The sequence below is a fragment of the Bacillus sp. M13(2017) genome, assembly GCF_002218325.1.
Lineage (GTDB): Bacteria > Bacillota > Bacilli > Bacillales > Bacillaceae_G > Bacillus_A > Bacillus_A thuringiensis_K.
Map to the genome: position 1 here is coordinate 40952 of NZ_KZ268516.1, position 17788 is coordinate 58739.

Genomic DNA, 17788 nt, shown 5'->3' on the forward strand with positions numbered 1-17788 from the left:
GCCCTCATAAAGCGAGGGCTTATTTTTTATACTTGATAAGAATGCTCTAATTTATCAAGTAATGAACCAACGTAAGAAACAGCTTTACGGATTGCATCTGGTTTTGACATATCTACTCCGGCATGTTTCATTGTACCACCAGCGATCAATAGCAGGTTGCCCTTCCTCTTTAATCATTTGAGCTACTGCAGTAGATGCAGTGTGTGCTGCCTTTTTTTTGTAGTATTTCTAGTAACGATTTAAGGAAAGGTTCAAGTTTTGTTTCTTCAGTTAAATATTTTTCAATTGTTCCTTCGCCGAATATGAGGATTTCATTATGAATAAAGGATAGTGCAGTATGTACTTTCGTCCATAAAGCAGAAATTTTGGAAGAGTTCGCTTGAACACTTGGATTTGTACGATCAGTAGATTCTTTTAAATTTGCATATGAGTACAGTTTTGTTAACGTCATTAAAAGCTCTTCTTCTAAAAGTAGGCAATTTAATAAAGTGTGGGAGCTAGTATGTAAATGCCCTTTAAATGAATCAAGTTTCTGTATATCATTTTCCAATGCGTTTAATGCAGTATGCCATTCGGCATCAGAATTATACAAATCGGATAAATTCCATGTTAGTTCAGCAGGTACCTCTGCGCGATTAAGACGATTTTCTATTACATTTTTCAAGTCGTATATCCTCCTTATTAAGACTATCTAAAAATATAATGATAGAAAATTCGGTTAAATTAAAATATTTTTCATTTTTATATACAAAAAAGAAGGACAAGCATGAAAATGCTTGTCCTTCGAGTTAATTTAAGAATTAATATACTTTGTCACCATTGAAAATCGAGTTTTTCACGACAACATAATCTACAGTACGAATAGCATCTAATTTTGTTCCACCAGCGTAAGAGATAGAAGATTGAAGATCTTGTTCCATTTCGATTAACGTATCTTCTAAAGAACCTTTATGCTCAACGAACATTTTCTTACCTTCAACGTTTTTCTTCTCACCCTTTTGGAATTCAGAAGCAGAACCGAAGTATTCTTTATAAAGTTTTCCATCTCTTTCAATTGTTTCTCCCGGAGACTCTTCGTGACCAGCGAATAGAGAACCGATCATGACCATAGTTGCCCCAAAGCGAATAGATTTAGCTACGTCGCCGTGTGTACGAATACCACCATCAGCGATAATTGGCTTACTTGCAGCTTTTGCACACCAGCGAAGTGCAGCTAGCTGCCAACCACCAGTTCCGAAGCCTGTTTTAATTTTAGTAATACAAACTTTACCAGGTCCAATACCAACTTTTGTTGCATCGGCACCAGCATTTTCTAATTCTCTTACCGCTTCTGGAGTTCCAACGTTTCCAGCGATAACGAAGCTCTCTGGTAAATGTTTTTTAATATGTTGAATCATGTTGATCACAGCATTAGAATGACCGTGTGCGATATCAATCGTGATATATTCAGGTGTAAGTTGCTCAGCAGCTAATTGTTGTACGAATTCATATTCGTCCTCTTTTACACCAACGCTGATAGAAGCGATTAACCCACGTGATTGCATATCTCTAATGAATGAGATTCGTTTCTCTGGTTGGAAACGATGCATGATATAAAAGTAGTTGTTCTCAGCTAAATAAGTTGCAATTCTTTCATCAATAATCGTTTGCATATTTGCAGGCACGACAGGTAATTTAAATTTATGTTTTCCTAAAGTGACAGTTGTATCACATTCAGAGCGGCTATTTACAATACATTTTGCAGGAATTAATTGAATATCTTCATAGTCGAATACGTTTTCCATCATTTACACCCCTAAAATACGAATATTTTATTTTTATTAATTAAAAATGTTCGTCCATAGGATAATTTACATTATTTTTATTAAGAAGTCAAAGGATTTCTTAACATTTTTTGAAAAAGTAGATTTTATATCTGGAAAACAACGTTAAAAACGAATTTAAAACGTTTTTTCTTTTGTATTGTTCGTTTATGAAAAAAGTTTAAAAATTAAGATAATTACACAAGGTTGTATGTATTCTTTTTATTTTTTTGAGTGGATATAGGATACTATGAAAAGGTTAATGCTAACAATACGAGCAAAAGATGTTATCAAGTAGTTGAACAATATATGAAATGAAAAGGTTTATTTCTATATAAAAAGATGAATCTGGCATGATTCACCTTTTATGTGAGGTTTCAAGTATAATAAGTAGGGTGATAGTAACGTATACAAAAGATAAAAAAGAAAATAATACAGAATAAAATGAGGTTAATATATGAGTAAAAAAAGTTTTTCTAATTATAAATTAAGTAAGGAAATTGTAAGGGCACTTACTGGGTTAGGATATGATCATCCAACAGAAGTACAAGGTGAGGTTATTCCAGTTGCATTACAAAAGAAGGATCTTGTTGTGAAGTCCCAGACTGGAAGTGGAAAAACCGCTTCATTTGGTATTCCACTTTGTGAAATGGTGGAGTGGGAAGAGAATAAACCACAAGCATTAGTTTTAGCACCAACGAGAGAGCTTGCAGTACAGGTAAAAGAAGATATTACAAATATAGGTCGATTCAAAAGGATTAAGGCTGCGGCAGTTTATGGGAAATCTCCATTTGCACGTCAAAAATTAGAATTAAAGCAAAAGACACATATTGTAGTTGGGACTCCTGGTCGTGTGTTGGATCATATTGAGAAGGGTACCCTTTCTTTAGAGTGCTTGAAGTATTTAGTTATTGATGAAGCAGATGAGATGCTAAATATGGGCTTTATCGATCAAGTAGAGGCAATTATTGATGAATTACCTACAAAAAGAATGACAATGTTATTTTCAGCAACACTTCCAGAAGATGTTGAGAAATTGTCTCGTACATATATGAATTCACCAACTCATATTGAAATTAAAGCAGCTGGGATTACGACGGATAAAATTGAACATACTCTTTTTGAGGTGATAGAAGATGAGAAGCTTTCACTACTTAAAGATGTAACAACGATTGAGAATCCTGATAGCTGTATTATTTTCTGTCGTACACAAGAAAATGTAGATCATGTATATAGACAATTAAAACGAGCTAACTATCCTTGTGACAAAATACATGGTGGTATGGTACAAGAAGATCGTTTTGAAGTCATGGATGATTTTAGAAAAGGAAAATTCCGTTATTTAGTAGCAACAGATGTAGCTGCGAGAGGAATAGATATTGATAATATTACACATGTTATTAATTATGATATTCCACTTGAAAAAGAAAGCTATGTACATCGTACCGGAAGAACGGGACGAGCTGGAAATAGTGGAAAAGCTATTACATTTATAACACCATATGAAAATAGATTTTTAGAAGAGATTGAGGAGTATATTGGATTTGAAATTCCAAAGGCGATTGGACCCTCAAAAGAAGAAGTTATGAAAGAGAAAGCTGCATTTGAAGAAAAGATACATGCTAAACCAATTATAAAGAAAGATAAAAATGCAGACATCAACAAAGGCATTATGAAGCTGTACTTTAATGGCGGGAAGAAAAAGAAAATTAGGGCGATAGATTTCGTCGGTACAATTGCTAAAATTAAAGGTGTTACAGCAGAAGATATAGGTATTATTACGATACAAGATAACGTTTCTTACGTTGAAATATTAAATGGAAAAGGACCACTTGTCTTGAAAGTCATGAAGACTACAACGATTAAAGGGAAACAACTAAAAGTTCATGAAGCAATTAAGTAAATAAAAAACTATCCACTTTAATAGGTGGATAGTTTTTTATTTATGATTCTTTTAAATTATCCACTAGTTGCTCCGCTAAACGTCTATACATATTACTCATAGTCACGAAGGATGTTAGTAGTAGAAATTTTTCTAGCTTTGTATCTTCTAAGGAAGAAATCTCATTTACTTCTGTAACACGGTTATTTACGTCTTGTTTAAAGCTTTCGACATTGCTTTCAGTAAGAGCAAGATAATTTTTGTATAACGTATTTAATTCGAATGAATCATCATTTAATAAGGAGTCATTTATAGTTTCTAATGAACTTTTTATGTCGTTAATGGAGAGAGCTCCCTTTAATTGATAAATTAGGCTAATTAAAATCATATGTTCTTTTGAATACTTTTTATTTTTGATAGGGATGAATAGTTTCCCTTTTGCGTAATTATTAATCATCGTTTTTGTTAATACTTTTTCATCATCAGTTCTCGTTGTATCTGCATAAGTATTCTCAAATAGTTGGACAACTTGATCTACATATAAGTCAACATTTGGAATATCCTCAAGTTTAATATTTTTTTCTAAATGCAATGTCTCAAGTAATTCATTTATATTTTCCACGTAGAATCCCTCACTTTTATAACTTAGCGGAACTTAATGTCTAATTAATATATCTTTAAATATGGTATTACGAAACAAATGAATTGTAAATGTTGACCTTAAAAAGAAATGTGTATATAATTACATGTAGTTATCAAAACTACATGTAATTATATGAGGGGTGTTATTATGAATGCTTATGTAAGGGAACCAGTTAATGCATTTACTCACTTAGGTGGAGCGATATTATCATTTATTGCCTTATTAGCTATGCTTGTGAAAGTTTCTATCAAGATGCCATCATTTGCTGCAATTACAGCTGTTATTTTATTTGGTATTGGAATGATGGTCCTTTATACGGCGTCAGCTGTATATCATAGTGTTGTGGCCAATGAGCGTGTTATTTACTTCTTTAGGAAGTTAGATCATTCTATGATTTTTATATTAATTGCAGGTACATATGCACCCTTTTGCTTAATTACATTAAATTCAGCAAGTGGTTTACTATTATTTTGTTTAGTCTATGCAACTGCGATTTGTGGCATTGTATTTAAAATGTTTTGGTTTAATTGTCCAAGATGGTTATCGACAGCAATTTATATTACGATGGGTTGGTTAATTGTTTTATTTTTTGCACCGTTAGCTGAGAATTTAAGTACAGGAGGCATTATTTTCTTAGTACTTGGGGGCATTTTTTATACAATTGGTGGATTTATTTATGGAACAAAGCCAAAATGGTTAGAGTTTAAATATATGGGGCATCATGAAATTTTTCATGTTTTTGTATTATTAGGTAGTCTTGCGCATTTTCTAAGTGTATATTGTTACGTAATTTAATAAAAAAACGCCACATAATTTTTATTATGTGGCGTTTTTTTATTACCTGATTAGAATCGTATATGTTATAAAATTATTATGGGATAAAATGTAAGTTTCTGTGTTCGCATGTTAAACATAGGATAAGAAATATGTGATATACTTTGAGAAGTTTATAATGAATGAAATATGGAGGACTATAATTATGGCAATACTTGTAACAGGTGGAGCAGGATATATTGGTAGTCATACATGTGTAGAATTACTAAATAGCGGTTACGAAGTTATAGTAGTGGATAATCTTTCGAATAGCTCGGTAGAATCTATAAATCGAGTGAAAGAAATAACAGGAAAACAATTTAAGTTTTATAAAGAAGATGTTTTAAATCGCGAAGCGCTTGACGCAATTTTTGAAGAAAATGCAATTGAAGCAGTTATTCACTTTGCAGGATTTAAAGCTGTAGGGGAGTCAGTAGCGATTCCATTAACATATTATCATAACAACATTACAAGCACGTTAGTGCTATGTGAAGTAATGCAGAAACATAATGTAAAGAAGATGATCTTTAGTTCATCTGCAACTGTATATGGTATCCCAGAAACGTCACCGATTACGGAGGAGTTTCCATTAAGTGCAACAAATCCATATGGTCAAACGAAATTAATGATTGAGCAAATTATGCGTGATGTAGCATTTGCAGATGCAGAATGGAGTATCGCATTACTTCGCTATTTCAATCCATTTGGTGCACACGAAAGTGGGCGTATCGGAGAAGATCCAAATGGAATCCCAAATAACTTAATGCCATATGTAACGCAAGTAGCAGTAGGTAAGTTAAAAGAATTAAGCGTATTCGGAAATGACTATCCAACGAAAGATGGAACAGGAGTCCGTGATTACATCCATGTTGTGGACTTAGCAAATGGTCATGTAAAGGCGCTTGAGAAAGTACTGAGTACAACAGGAGTAGATGCTTATAACCTGGGCACAGGCATGGGCTATAGTGTACTAGAGATGGTTGAAACGTTTGAAAAAGTTTCGGGCAAGAAAGTTCCTTATAAAATTACAGAGCGTCGCCCAGGTGATGTGGCAGTATGTTTTGCTGATGCATCGAAAGCAAAGCGTGAATTAGGCTGGGAGGCAACACGCGGATTAGAAGAAATGTGTGCAGATTCTTGGAAATGGCAATCAAATAATAAAAATGGCTATTTAGAAGTTTAATGATGAATATAAAAAAATGACCTTTGCATAAAAGCAAGAGGTCATTTTTTATTAAGTTTATTAGCGAACCTAGAAAAGAACGTTCGCTGTTTTAAATGATATGATTTTACAATATCGTATGCTAGAAGGTAGTAGAATGAGATAGAGGAATGTATTATTTTATTAATTTTTTATAGAAATTGAAAGCGTATTATTGAAAAGTATTCCAACACTTGTATCATTGTTAGAGTCCGTTTATAATCAAGGAATCCTAGTTCATGTTTTAATAGGATTATTTATTATTGAAAGCGTTTTAAGTTCGCTCCTTTTTGAGGTAGGAGGTCTGACTTATTTGGATGAAAAATTATGTATGTAGTTTTAAATGGGAAGAAAAATAATATAAGTATCACTTTATAGTGTGGGGAGGTTAAAAGTGTGAAAGGTAAAGATTTTCACACGAATATATATGGGTTATGTAGGATTATTACTTTCAGGGGCAGCTTTATTTTTAAATAGTCTTGTTATATTAGGGAAAGCAGAGATGAAAAGTGCGGGTGTTTTTAATTTATTTGTGGGTGCACTACAAATTATTATTCCGTTTTATTTGATCATGATTTCTGACCAAAGCAATTGGACAGTGTATTCATATGCGGCTACTTTCTTATTTGGATTAACTTATTTATATGTAGGTGTTACTTTTATAAAAGGAATGGATAGTAGTGGTCTAGGATGGTTTTGTATTTGGGTAGCAATTATAGCCTTATTCTATATGGTTGTTTCATTTGTTCAATTCCATGATGTTGTTAATGCGTTAACGTGGTTTATGTGGGCATTACTTTGGTATTTATTCTTTGTATTAAATACACAAAAGAAGAACATTAATCAATATCTTGGAAGGATTGCCTTCGTACAATCATGGGTAACATTGACTTTACCTTCACTCTTTTATTTTATGGGAGTGTGGGGAGAGGGATTTGTATATGAACTATGGGTTTATGTATCAGTAATTTCTATTTTGTACTTCTGTTATTGTATTTATAAATATCGAGTACGTTAATATATTATCTGCATAAAGGCATGGAATCGTTAAACTGATTTCATGCTTTTTTATATATTAGCGTTTTATAATAAAAGAGGTGGTATCTTATAAATCATGAAAATGGGGGTGATGAAATTGAAGAAAGTGTTGGTGCTAGGAGGAACAAGATTTTTTGGTAAACATTTAGTAGAGTACCTTTTGCAAGCTGGACACGATGTAACAATTGCCACGAGGGGAATTACCGAAGATTCTTTTGGTAATGCAGTAAAAAGAATAATTGTCGATAGAGAAGATGGAAAGCTACTAGAAGAGCGTCTAGAAGGAAAAAGTTATGATATTGTATACGATAATTTATGCTATAGCTCGAATGCAGCAAAGATAGTATGTGAAGTGTTACGAGGGAAAACGAAGAAATACGTTATGACATCTTCAATGGCTGTCTATGAACCTGCATTAAGCTTGTTAGAAGAGGACTTTAATCCAAATGAATATGCAATTACATATGGAGATAGGAATGATTTTAATTATAGTGAAGGAAAGAGATTAGCCGAAGCGGTTTTATTTCAATATGCAACATTCCCAGTCGTTGCAGTACGTTTTCCAGTTGTTATTGGAGAAAATGATTATACGAAAAGGTTACAATTTTACGTTGAATGTATCGTGAACCAAAAACCTATCGCTATGGATCATGTAGATGGAACTTTGTCATTTATACATGAAAAAGAAGCGGGAGAGTTTCTAGCTTGGTGCGGAATGGAAAATGTGAGAGGACCAATTAACGCATGTAGTAATGGTGTAGTTTCTACGGAAGAAATTATTCATTTTATAGAAGAGAGGACGGGAATAAAAGCACTCATTCAGGAAGGTGGGGAAAATATAGCTCCTTATAATGAGGTAACTAACTGTACGTTACATAATGGAAAGGCTTGTGAATTTGGATTTTTGTTCCGAGAGCTGAAACTAGAAATAAAAAATATTTTAAAACATTATATAAATACAATGAAGTAATCATAAATCCCCCGGTGGCAATCCGGGGGATTCTGGAGGATTTCGACAATACTGATTTTACATTACCAAATTTACCTTATACGTACGACTAATGTTTTTGTGATTGAATTGCTTGTAAATACTTCTCGTTTACTTGGTCCCAGTTTACTGTATGCCACCAGTTGGTAACAAACTCTGGGCGCCTATTTTGATACTTTAAATAATAAGCATGTTCCCATACATCAATTACGAGTAAGGGGATTTTCCCTTCTTGCAAAGGTGTATCTTGATTTGGTGTACTCATAACAGAGAGTTCCTCACCGTCAAGAACAAGCCATCCATAGCCACTTCCAAAACGACTAATAGCTGCTTTGGAAAGTTGATCTTTTAAGTTGTCAAAGGTATTGAAATAATAATCAATTACTTTTGCAACGTCTCCATTAGGCTCACCGCCACCTCGTGGGCTCATCACTTCCCAAAAAAGACTATGACAATAGTGACCACCACCGTTATTTCGTACAGCTGTAACAATTTCCTTCGGTAAAGCATCTAAATTACATAGCAATTCTTCTAAAGATTTATTATGTAATTCAGTATAATTTTCTAAAGTAGCATTTAAATTGTTTACGTATGTCGCATGGTGCTTTCCATGATGAATGGAAAGTGTATTGCTATCAATATGTGGCTCTAGTTCATCATAGTCATATGAAAGCTTTGGCAATTGAAATGAAGACATAACATTACCTCCTTTCGATTTAAAAAGTTGGTCTAGGTAAAAATACTTTACCTGAGTCAAAAATACACCCATTTTCCATATAAGTCAATAGTAAGTCTATTAATTTTCTGAAAAATATTACAATAAAAGTAACACTCTCACTTTCATTTGTGACTCCTATCCTTTTTGCTTATACTGTAAAGTAGCAGGGTTTTGTTGAAATAGAAGGAGATTGTTTATGAGTAAAACGAAACAATTAATAGAGGAAGCAAGTAATTTTATTACGACTTGTTATAAGGAGCTTCATAAAGAACAATTGATAGAAGAACGTATAAAAGAAATTCAAATTGAGATAGAGCAGACAGGGACATATGAGCATACATTTGAAGAACTTGTTCATGGTTCACGAATGGCATGGCGTAACAGTAATAGATGTATTGGAAGACTATTTTGGAGTAAGATGCACATATTAGATGCGCGCGAAGTAAATGATGAAGAGGGTGTATATAATGCATTAATTCATCATATTAAATATGCAACGAACGACGGGAAAGTTAAACCAACGATTACGATTTTTAAGCAATATCAAGGTGAGGAAAATAATATAAGAATTTATAATCACCAATTGATTCGATATGCAGGATATAAAACAGAGACGGGAGTGATTGGTGACTCTCATTCCGCTACATTTACAGACTTTTGTCAGGAGCTTGGTTGGCAAGGGGAAGGTACGAATTTCGATGTATTGCCACTTGTGTTCTCTATAAACGGGAAGGCGCCTACATATAAAGAAATTCCGAGAGAAGAAGTAAAAGAAGTGCCAATTGAACACCCAGAATACCCTATTTCATCACTTGGAGTAAAATGGTATGGGGTTCCAATGATCTCAGATATGCGCTTAGAAATTGGCGGTATTTCTTATACAGCGGCTCCGTTCAATGGATGGTATATGGGAACAGAAATTGGGGCGCGCAACTTAGCAGATCATGATCGTTATAATTTACTTCCAGCTGTTGCGGAGATGATGGATTTAGATACATCGAGAAATGGTACGTTATGGAAAGATAAGGCGTTAATAGAGTTGAATATTGCCGTACTACACTCCTTTAAAAAACATGGAGTTAGTATTGTTGATCACCATACTGCTGTACAACAATTTCAGCAATTTGAGAAGCAAGAAGCTGCTTGTGGTCGTGTTGTAACAGGTAATTGGGTATGGCTTATTCCACCATTATCTCCAGCTACCACCCACATTTATCATAAACCGTATCCGAATGAAATTTTGAAGCCAAATTTCTTTCATAAATGATATTTAGTGTAGGTTTTTTCTGTGAAATATAATTTTTTTAAATTACTGTTATGTAGCAAATGGAAGCCTTTACTCTCGGTTATTTTTGGAAGAGGCTTTTTGAACCAAGGAGTTCCTTATGTTATAATCAAATTTCTGTTTCGAAGACCTTATAGAAATATAAGGTCTTTTGTTTTGCTTTTTTATGTAAGAGGAAGAGATTTTTTCTTTTTAATAAGGGATTTGGCATATTTTTAGGGACAACATAAGTATGTGGGAAGTCGATAAAATGTTATGCATATATAATTATTGTGTTTTGGTTTTAAACAATAAAACATAATAAAGTTGTTTTTTAGATTGCTGAGGAAGGAGGAAGTGTAAATGAGGATGAAGAGTCGAAAAACTGATTGGCCTGTATTTATTATTAGTGGTGGTTCACTTTTATTATTTGTAATTGCAGTTTTTTTGAACAAGGATTATGTAGAGAGTGCGATTAATAAAAGTTTCGCTTTTTCAATTAAATATTTCGGTGCCTTCTGGCAAGTTTTATTATTAGGTACATTTATTGTTGCGATGTGTATGGCGTTCTCCAAATATGGGAGAGTTAAGCTTGGAGGATTAGAAAAACCTGAGATTAGTACGGCAAAATGGCTTGCTATTATTATGTCTACATTACTTGCCGGAGGTGGCGTTTTTTGGGCAGCAGCAGAGCCAATGTATCATTTGATGACGGTGCCACCAATACATGATGGTATATCTGCTGGAACGAAAGAAGCAGTCATGCCTGCTTTAGCACAAAGTTATATGCATTGGGGATTTTTAGCATGGACGATTTTAGGTACAATTAGTGCGGTAGTTATGATGTATGGACATTATCATAAAGATATGCCGCTAAAACCTCGAACGCTTTTATATCCTATTTTTGGGGAAAAATTAAGAAAGAGCCTGCTTGGAACGATAATTGATGCAGCTGCAATTATTGCAGTAGCTGCAGGTACAATTGGCCCAATTGGATTTTTAGGTTTACAAGCAAGTTATGGATTACAAGAATTATTTGGAATTTCTGATGTGTTTACTACTCAATTAGCAATTATTGTTTGTGTGGTGGCCGTGTCTACCATATCGGCAGTAACAGGTATTGATAAAGGGATTCAAATTATAAGTAATTTAAATGTTAGATTAGCAATTGTATTAATGGCATTCATATTACTATTTGGGCCAGGTGGATTTATTATTGATTCGTTTGTTTCTTCGTTTGGATTTTATGTAAATGAGTTTATACCGATGAGCACATACCGTGGTGATACAAGTTGGTTAGGATCTTGGACAATCTTTTTCTGGGGATGGTTTATTGGATACGGACCAATGATGGCAATTTTAGTGAGTCGAATTTCAAGAGGGAGAACGATTCGAGAAATCATCGTTGCAATTGGAATTATCGCACCTATTATTACAACGTTTTGGTTTACTATATTAGGTGGATCAGGCGTGTTTTATGAGTTGATGAATCCTGGGTCTATCTCGGACGCATTAAGTGAATCTGGTATGCCGGCAGCTATGATTGCAATTACAGGGCAATTGCCACTTTCTAATATTATTGGACCAGCATTTCTTTTATTAACAATTTTATTTGTAGTGACAACAGGAGATTCAATGGCTTATTCCATTTCAATGGCAGTGACTGGAGACGGAGATCCTAGAATTAGTTTGCGAATTTTTTGGTCGCTTATTATGGGGGCAGTTGCAGCAATTCTTTTATATATGGGTGAAGGAAGTATTAATGCTCTACAATCGTTTATCGTAGTAACGGCAGTTCCGGTATCAATTTTATTATTCCCAATGCTATGGTTAGCACCTAAAGTTGCGGGAGAATTAGCATTAAAACAAGGTATTGTAAAAGAAGAAGATAAAACTGCATTCTTATTTCAGAAGGCTAGTAAATCAAAATAAATAAACACGTAAAAGAGGAAGCATCTTAAATGAGATGCTTCCTCTTTTACGTTTAATCTAATACTTTCCCATTTGTTTCTGGTACACATAGTAGCATTGTAATTAACCCGATTGGGTAAATGATAAAAATCAAGGACAATGCTCCAAGTAGGTTGCCACCTGTAGCAAGTAAGCCAATAATAACAGGTCCAAATCCAGCTAATCCACGTCCTGTACCGAAAATAAAGTTTTCTGCGGTAGAGCGAGCCTCAGCAGGATAGTTCTCAGCTAAAATTGCTCCAAATCCTCCCATCATTCCATTTGCAAAGAATCCAAGCAATGCACTTCCCCATAATAATAATGTTGAATCTGTGAATAAGAAGAAGTAAATGAGACAGTATACTGTACCACCAATATAATAGATTGCAAAAGTTTTACGACGACCAATTTTATCAGCCAGAATACCAAAGATTGCAATTCCAATTAGCATACCGATGGTAGAAATGAACATCCAGCCACTTGCTTTTGCTAATGTATAGTTATATTTATTTGCTAAAATAGTGGGCATCCATGTGAAGATTCCGTAATATCCGAAGTTCTGGATAAACGACATAATAATAAGACCGATTGTTGTAATTGTTACTTTTTTATTGGCAAATAACTTTCGAAGTGGGAATTTTTTTATATGTTTTAGTTGTTCTGCTTCAGTAGTTGTTAATTTACCTGCAGCTTCTTTTTGCAATAGTTCCTTTTTGTAGCGTTGTTTTTGCTCCCATATTTTCGGTTCACTTAAACTTTTGCGGACATAGACAGCTAGTAAAGCTGGAATTAATCCAAATAAGAAAACGGCTCTCCATCCAAAGTGCGGGACAATAAATGCTGGAAGGATTGAAGCAACCAATACACCAAATTGCCATCCAAGTGCAACAACAGATGTCGCTTTAGCACGCATTTCTTTAGACCATGTTTCTGTTACGATGGCCATTCCGATTCCGAATTCACCACCAACTCCCATTCCAACTAAAAAGCGCAGAATTAATAATTGCCAGTAGTCTGTTGCGAAATAAATGAGTGCGGTTGCTAGTGAAAACAGTAAGATTGTGAAGGCCATTGTACGAATACGGCCAAATAAATCAGCAATAAATCCAAATAAATAAGAACCAATTAACATCCCTATTGTGGTAGCTAATGTTAAGTTTCCACCTTCAACAGGACTTAAGTGAAACTCTTTTAAAATATAGACAAGTACGAAAGATAATAACAACATATCTAAACCTTCTGCTGCATATCCTAGCGCAGAACCAAATAATGTTTTATATCTTTTCGCTTTCGTCTCCTCTGTTGTTTGTTGTACATCAGTAGTGACGTTCATTATTACTCCTCCTTATTTTCTACAGTCGCTATGGAAGAATAACAAAAGGCCTTCTCACCTGATATGATGAGAAGGCCAAAAAAGCATACGTATCCCCAAAAAAGAACATACGTATATTGTATTCCGACTTCCTTCTCAACCTCACGGGGTTGGGTTAAAGGACTGTATTATATTACTTTATTTTTAGCACTCTTCTATTGTATTGTCAAATAAAGAGAAAGTTATTATGTGTAAAATATTTCAAAAAACATTTCGTTCTTCTTGACGCCGACTTCATTATTTTCCCATAATAAAACTAACTAAATAAAAAGGAATGAATCAAAGATGCTAAATTTAGTACTCATGATGATTGAACGAGTCGGACTTATAGTTATTTTAGGATTTTTACTCTCTCATATTAAAACTTTCAGACGCCTCCTTCATAAACAGGATGGCTATGTAGATAAGCTTAAGCTTATTTGTATTTTTTCGGTATTTACAATTGTAAGCAATTACACTGGGATTGAAATAGCAGGAAATACGATTATGAATGAAAACTGGTTACAAGGTGTTTCTTCGTCAAGCACAATTGCGAATACGCGTATTATGGGTGTTGGTATTAGCGGCTTACTTGGTGGCCCTATTGTAGGGGTTGGAGTAGGATTTTTTGCTGGTATTCATCGTTATATGCTTGGTGGTACGACAGCGTTAAGCTGCGCAATCTCTTCTATTTTAGCTGGGATTATAACTGGTTATATCGGATATATTTTCAAAAAATATAATCGTACAATTACTCCTAAGTTTTCAGCAGTTTTAAGTATTTTTATCGTATCTTTAGAAATGCTTATGATTTTATTAATTATAGAGGATGGAATTAGCGTTGTGAAAACAATAGCGATACCGATGATTCTTGTAAATAGTTTTGGCAGTTTTATTTTACTTTCTATGATACAAGCTATTTTGCGTCAGGAGGAGAATGCAAAAGCGCTTCAGACTCATAAAGTATTGCGTATTGCTGATAAAACGTTACCGTATTTTCGTCAAGGCTTAACAGAAGAATCGTGTAAGCATGTGGCACAAATTATTCACCGCTTTACAGGAACGGATGCGGTATCTTTAACAGATACAGAGAAAATATTAGCGCACGTTGGATTAGCATCAGATCATCATATTCCTTCACATAGTTTAATAACTGGTTTGTCGAAAGAAGTTTTAAATACAGGGAAAATAATGAAAGCAAAATCACGTGAGGTCATTAATTGTCAACATGAAGGATGCCCTTTGCAAGCGGCGATTGTTATTCCACTAACTTCGCATGGAAATACGATAGGGACATTAAAACTGTATTTCAAAAATCCTAACCAGTTAAGTCGTGTGGAAGAGGAATTAGCAGAAGGGTTAGCAAAAATATTCTCTACACAACTTGAATTAGGGGAAGCTGAGTTGCAAAGTAAATTACTTCAAGATGCGGAGATAAAAGCATTACAAGCGCAAATTAACCCGCACTTTTTATTCAATGCGATTAATACAGTATCAGCTTTATGCCGAACAGATGTAGAAAAAGCAAGGAAGTTATTATTACAGCTCAGCGTGTATTTCCGTTGTAATTTGCAAGGAGCACGTCAGTTATTGATTCCGCTAGAACAAGAATTAAACCATGTACAGGCATACTTATCACTAGAACAAGCACGGTTCCCAAATAAGTATGAGGTAAAGATGTATATTGAGGATGAGCTAAAGACAATTTTAGTACCACCATTTGTTCTTCAACTATTGGTTGAAAATGCATTGCGACACGCTTTTCCGAAGAAGCAACCAGTATGCGAAGTGGAAGTGCATGTTTTTGAAAAAGAGGGTATGGTTCACTTTGAAGTAAAAGATAATGGACAGGGAATTGATGAAGAACGTTTAGAACAATTAGGAAAGATGGTAGTTTCGTCAAAGAAAGGGACTGGAACAGCTTTATATAATATTAACGAACGTCTTATTGGTTTATTTGGGAAAGAAACGATGCTTCATATCGAAAGTGAATTAAATAAAGGGACGGAGATTACCTTTATTATTCCAAAAAAAGTAGGGGAGGAAGAACCGGGTGTTAAAAGTATTAGTAGTTGACGATGAAATGTTAGCACGTGATGAACTAAAGTATCTATTAGAGAGGACGAAAGAAGTTGAGATAGTTGGTGAGGCTGATTGTGTGGAAGACGCATTAGAAGAACTAATGCAAAGTAGACCAGATATTGTGTTTTTAGATATTCAATTATCCGATGATAACGGATTTGAAATCGCGAATATATTAAAGAAGATGAAAAATCCACCTGCAATTGTATTTGCTACGGCCTATGATCAATATGCGTTGCAAGCATTTGAAGTAGATGCGTTAGACTACATTTTAAAACCATTTGATGAAGAGCGTATTGTGCAGACATTAAAGAAGTATAAAAAACAAAAACAAGCGCAAACAGAAACGAAGCACGAAATAAAGGGGACAGATGTAACAGCAGAGATGCATAAATTAGCATTACCAATTGAAGAATCAATCGTACTTGTGAATATTGAAGATATTATATATGTAGGGCTTGTAGATGGGAAAGTAACAGTAAAAACAATGAGGGAAACGTATGTAACACATGATACACTTGTAATTTTAGAGAAGAAGTTACCACAAGCAAGCTTCATGCGTGTACACCGTAGTTTTATTGCGAATATTAATCATATTACTGAAATTCAGCCATGGTTCAATTCTACTTATAATTTAATTATGAAAGAAGGATCGAAAGTACCTGTTAGCCGTACATATGCAAAAGAACTCAAGAAGCTGCTTCGTATTTAAGAAGCAGCTTTTGTATTTCATCCTTTTATATTTGTAACTGATTCTGTATATTTGACGTTCTGTTATGTAAACGCTTACTTATTCATTTACATCCTATACAATAAAGGTACCAAATCGAAAGAGGTGGCCAAAATGAGTACGAAAAAAGTATATAGTTTCTTATCACAAGCATTCATATTCTCAGCTATTATGTTAATTTCTAATATTATTGCAACACATTTACCAATTCCAATGCCTTCATCGGTAATCGGGTTAGTTATTTTATTTAGTCTATTATGTTTAAAAGTTATTAAATTGGAGCAAGTTGAATCACTTGGAACAGCTTTAACAGGTATTATTGGATTCTTATTCGTCCCATCAGGTATTTCAGTTATTAATTCTCTTGGTGTAATGGGGCAGTACTTTGTACAAATTTTAACTGTAATTGTTGTCGCAACAGTTATTTTACTCGCTGTAACAGGATTATTTGCACAATTCATTTTAGGAAAAGATGAGAAAGAAACAGAAGATACAAAAGAATTGAAAGTAGTAAATAAAGGACACAAGCACGGAAAGGTTGCGTAACCACTACATTTATATATTGTTAGGAGGTAATAAACATGGCAAGCACAATGACTCCATATTTCGGAATCGTCGTTTCATTAATCGCATACGGGATCGGAACATTATTATTCAAGCATTCAAAAGGATTCTTTTTATTTACACCATTATTCGTAGCGATGGTATTAGGGATTGTCTTTCTAAAGGTAGGTAACTTTACTTTTGAAGAATATAATACTGGCGGAAAAATGATTAGTTTCTTCTTAGAACCAGCAACAATTGCATTCGCTATCCCACTATATAAACAAGTAGATAAGTTAAAAAAATATTGGTGGCAAATCTTATCGGCTATCGTGGTTGGATCTATTTGCTCAGTAATTGTCGTGTTCATTGTTGCAAAAGCAATCGGTTTAGATACAGCAGTAATGAATTCAATGTTACCACAAGCAGCAACAACAGCAATTGCGTTACCAATTTCAGAAAGTATTGGTGGTATTCCAGCAATTACATCTTTTGCAGTTATTTTTAACGCAGTTATCGTATACGCATTAGGGGCATTATTCTTAAAAACATTTAGAGTGAAACATCCGATTGCAAAAGGTTTAGCACTTGGAACAGCGGGCCATGCATTAGGAGTTGCAGTAGGAATTGAAATGGGTGAGGTAGAGGCAGCGATGGCAAGTATTGCTGTAACGGTAGTTGGGGTTGTAACAGTAGTTGTCATCCCAATGTTTATGCCATTCATTGGATAGTAAAACTGACTTAAAAAATAAGAAAAGCAAGCTATTTGTAGGACAGATTTCT

At 34.3% G+C, this 17788-nt stretch carries 16 protein-coding genes and 1 pseudogene; 11 read left to right on the forward strand and 6 right to left on the reverse strand.

The annotated features are described in order from the left end of the window. Positions 1-26 precede the first annotated feature (26 nt). The 3 genes and pseudogenes from CGQ22_RS26630 to guaC all read right to left on the reverse strand — a co-directional run bounded on the left by CGQ22_RS26630 (position 27) and on the right by guaC (position 1784). On the reverse strand, positions 27-131 hold the full coding sequence (locus tag CGQ22_RS26630) for an oligoendopeptidase F (protein ID WP_230876865.1): 105 nt from the start codon (positions 129-131) through the stop codon (positions 27-29). Between the two features lie 66 nt (positions 132-197). Next, positions 198-664: pseudogene (locus CGQ22_RS26635) on the reverse strand (oligoendopeptidase F); the annotation flags it as partial. Positions 665-800: 136 nt separating this feature from the next. Next, positions 801-1784 carry a GMP reductase gene (guaC, locus tag CGQ22_RS26640; protein ID WP_000432447.1) on the reverse strand — a complete coding sequence of 328 codons (984 nt, stop codon included), beginning with the start codon at positions 1782-1784 and terminating at the stop codon, positions 801-803. A gap of 475 nt (positions 1785-2259) precedes the next feature. Between guaC and CGQ22_RS26645 the strand changes: the two genes are divergently transcribed. Next, positions 2260-3705 carry a DEAD/DEAH box helicase gene (locus tag CGQ22_RS26645; protein WP_000039366.1) on the forward strand — a complete coding sequence of 482 codons (1446 nt, stop codon included), beginning with the start codon at positions 2260-2262 and terminating at the stop codon, positions 3703-3705. A gap of 40 nt (positions 3706-3745) precedes the next feature. On the opposite strand, the gene CGQ22_RS26650 is transcribed toward CGQ22_RS26645, so the two are convergent. Then, the gene (locus tag CGQ22_RS26650; protein WP_000427881.1) at positions 3746-4306 is read right to left on the reverse strand and encodes a DUF1836 domain-containing protein; all 561 of its coding nucleotides are present in this window, start codon (positions 4304-4306) and stop codon (positions 3746-3748) included. 168 nt (positions 4307-4474) lie between these two features. Here CGQ22_RS26650 and trhA point away from each other — a divergent pair, with 168 nt between their 5' ends. The 4 genes from trhA (at position 4475) to CGQ22_RS26675 (ending at position 8349) form a co-directional block, all read left to right on the forward strand. Further along, positions 4475-5122 carry a PAQR family membrane homeostasis protein TrhA gene (trhA, locus tag CGQ22_RS26655; RefSeq protein WP_000995363.1) on the forward strand — a complete coding sequence of 216 codons (648 nt, stop codon included), beginning with the start codon at positions 4475-4477 and terminating at the stop codon, positions 5120-5122. Between the two features lie 184 nt (positions 5123-5306). Continuing rightward, positions 5307-6323 carry a UDP-glucose 4-epimerase GalE gene (galE, locus tag CGQ22_RS26660; protein ID WP_000996543.1) on the forward strand — a complete coding sequence of 339 codons (1017 nt, stop codon included), beginning with the start codon at positions 5307-5309 and terminating at the stop codon, positions 6321-6323. Between the two features lie 445 nt (positions 6324-6768). Continuing rightward, entirely contained in the window at positions 6769-7359 is a 591-nt protein-coding gene (locus CGQ22_RS26670) for an AmiS/UreI family transporter (protein WP_000542569.1), read from the forward strand. A 96-nt stretch (positions 7360-7455) separates the two neighbouring features. Continuing rightward, on the forward strand, positions 7456-8349 hold the full coding sequence (locus CGQ22_RS26675; protein ID WP_139032811.1) for an NAD-dependent epimerase/dehydratase family protein: 894 nt from the start codon (positions 7456-7458) through the stop codon (positions 8347-8349). Between the two features lie 88 nt (positions 8350-8437). Here the strand turns inward: CGQ22_RS26675 and sodA are convergent, their stop codons facing one another. Then, a complete protein-coding gene (gene sodA, locus CGQ22_RS26680) occupies positions 8438-9064 on the reverse strand; it encodes a superoxide dismutase [Mn] (RefSeq protein ID WP_000094037.1) in 627 nt (208 codons plus the stop codon). Positions 9065-9281: 217 nt separating this feature from the next. On the opposite strand from sodA, the gene CGQ22_RS26690 reads away from it, so the two are divergent. Both CGQ22_RS26690 and CGQ22_RS26695 read left to right on the forward strand, forming a co-directional pair. Next, positions 9282-10352: a nitric oxide synthase oxygenase gene (locus tag CGQ22_RS26690; protein WP_000047636.1), complete on the forward strand. Its 1071-nt coding sequence runs from the start codon at positions 9282-9284 to the stop codon at positions 10350-10352. Between the two features lie 360 nt (positions 10353-10712). Next, on the forward strand, positions 10713-12281 hold the full coding sequence (locus CGQ22_RS26695; RefSeq protein WP_001242442.1) for a BCCT family transporter: 1569 nt from the start codon (positions 10713-10715) through the stop codon (positions 12279-12281). 52 nt (positions 12282-12333) lie between these two features. Here the strand turns inward: CGQ22_RS26695 and CGQ22_RS26700 are convergent, their stop codons facing one another. Continuing rightward, positions 12334-13632: an MFS transporter gene (locus tag CGQ22_RS26700; protein WP_089149570.1), complete on the reverse strand. Its 1299-nt coding sequence runs from the start codon at positions 13630-13632 to the stop codon at positions 12334-12336. Between the two features lie 324 nt (positions 13633-13956). Here CGQ22_RS26700 and lytS point away from each other — a divergent pair, with 324 nt between their 5' ends. The 4 genes from lytS (at position 13957) to lrgB (ending at position 17736) form a co-directional block, all read left to right on the forward strand. Beyond that, positions 13957-15726 carry a two-component system sensor histidine kinase LytS gene (gene lytS, locus CGQ22_RS26705; protein ID WP_046946508.1) on the forward strand — a complete coding sequence of 590 codons (1770 nt, stop codon included), beginning with the start codon at positions 13957-13959 and terminating at the stop codon, positions 15724-15726. Continuing rightward, on the forward strand, positions 15704-16444 hold the full coding sequence (locus CGQ22_RS26710; protein WP_000921850.1) for a LytR/AlgR family response regulator transcription factor: 741 nt from the start codon (positions 15704-15706) through the stop codon (positions 16442-16444). The genes lytS and CGQ22_RS26710 overlap by 23 nt, the downstream gene beginning before the upstream one ends. A gap of 132 nt (positions 16445-16576) precedes the next feature. Then, the gene (lrgA, locus tag CGQ22_RS26715; RefSeq protein ID WP_089149571.1) at positions 16577-17008 is read left to right on the forward strand and encodes an antiholin-like murein hydrolase modulator LrgA; all 432 of its coding nucleotides are present in this window, start codon (positions 16577-16579) and stop codon (positions 17006-17008) included. A 35-nt stretch (positions 17009-17043) separates the two neighbouring features. Then, positions 17044-17736, forward strand: coding sequence for an antiholin-like protein LrgB (lrgB, locus tag CGQ22_RS26720; RefSeq protein ID WP_000168869.1), 693 nt, complete (start codon positions 17044-17046; stop codon positions 17734-17736). Positions 17737-17788: the final 52 nt, after the last annotated feature.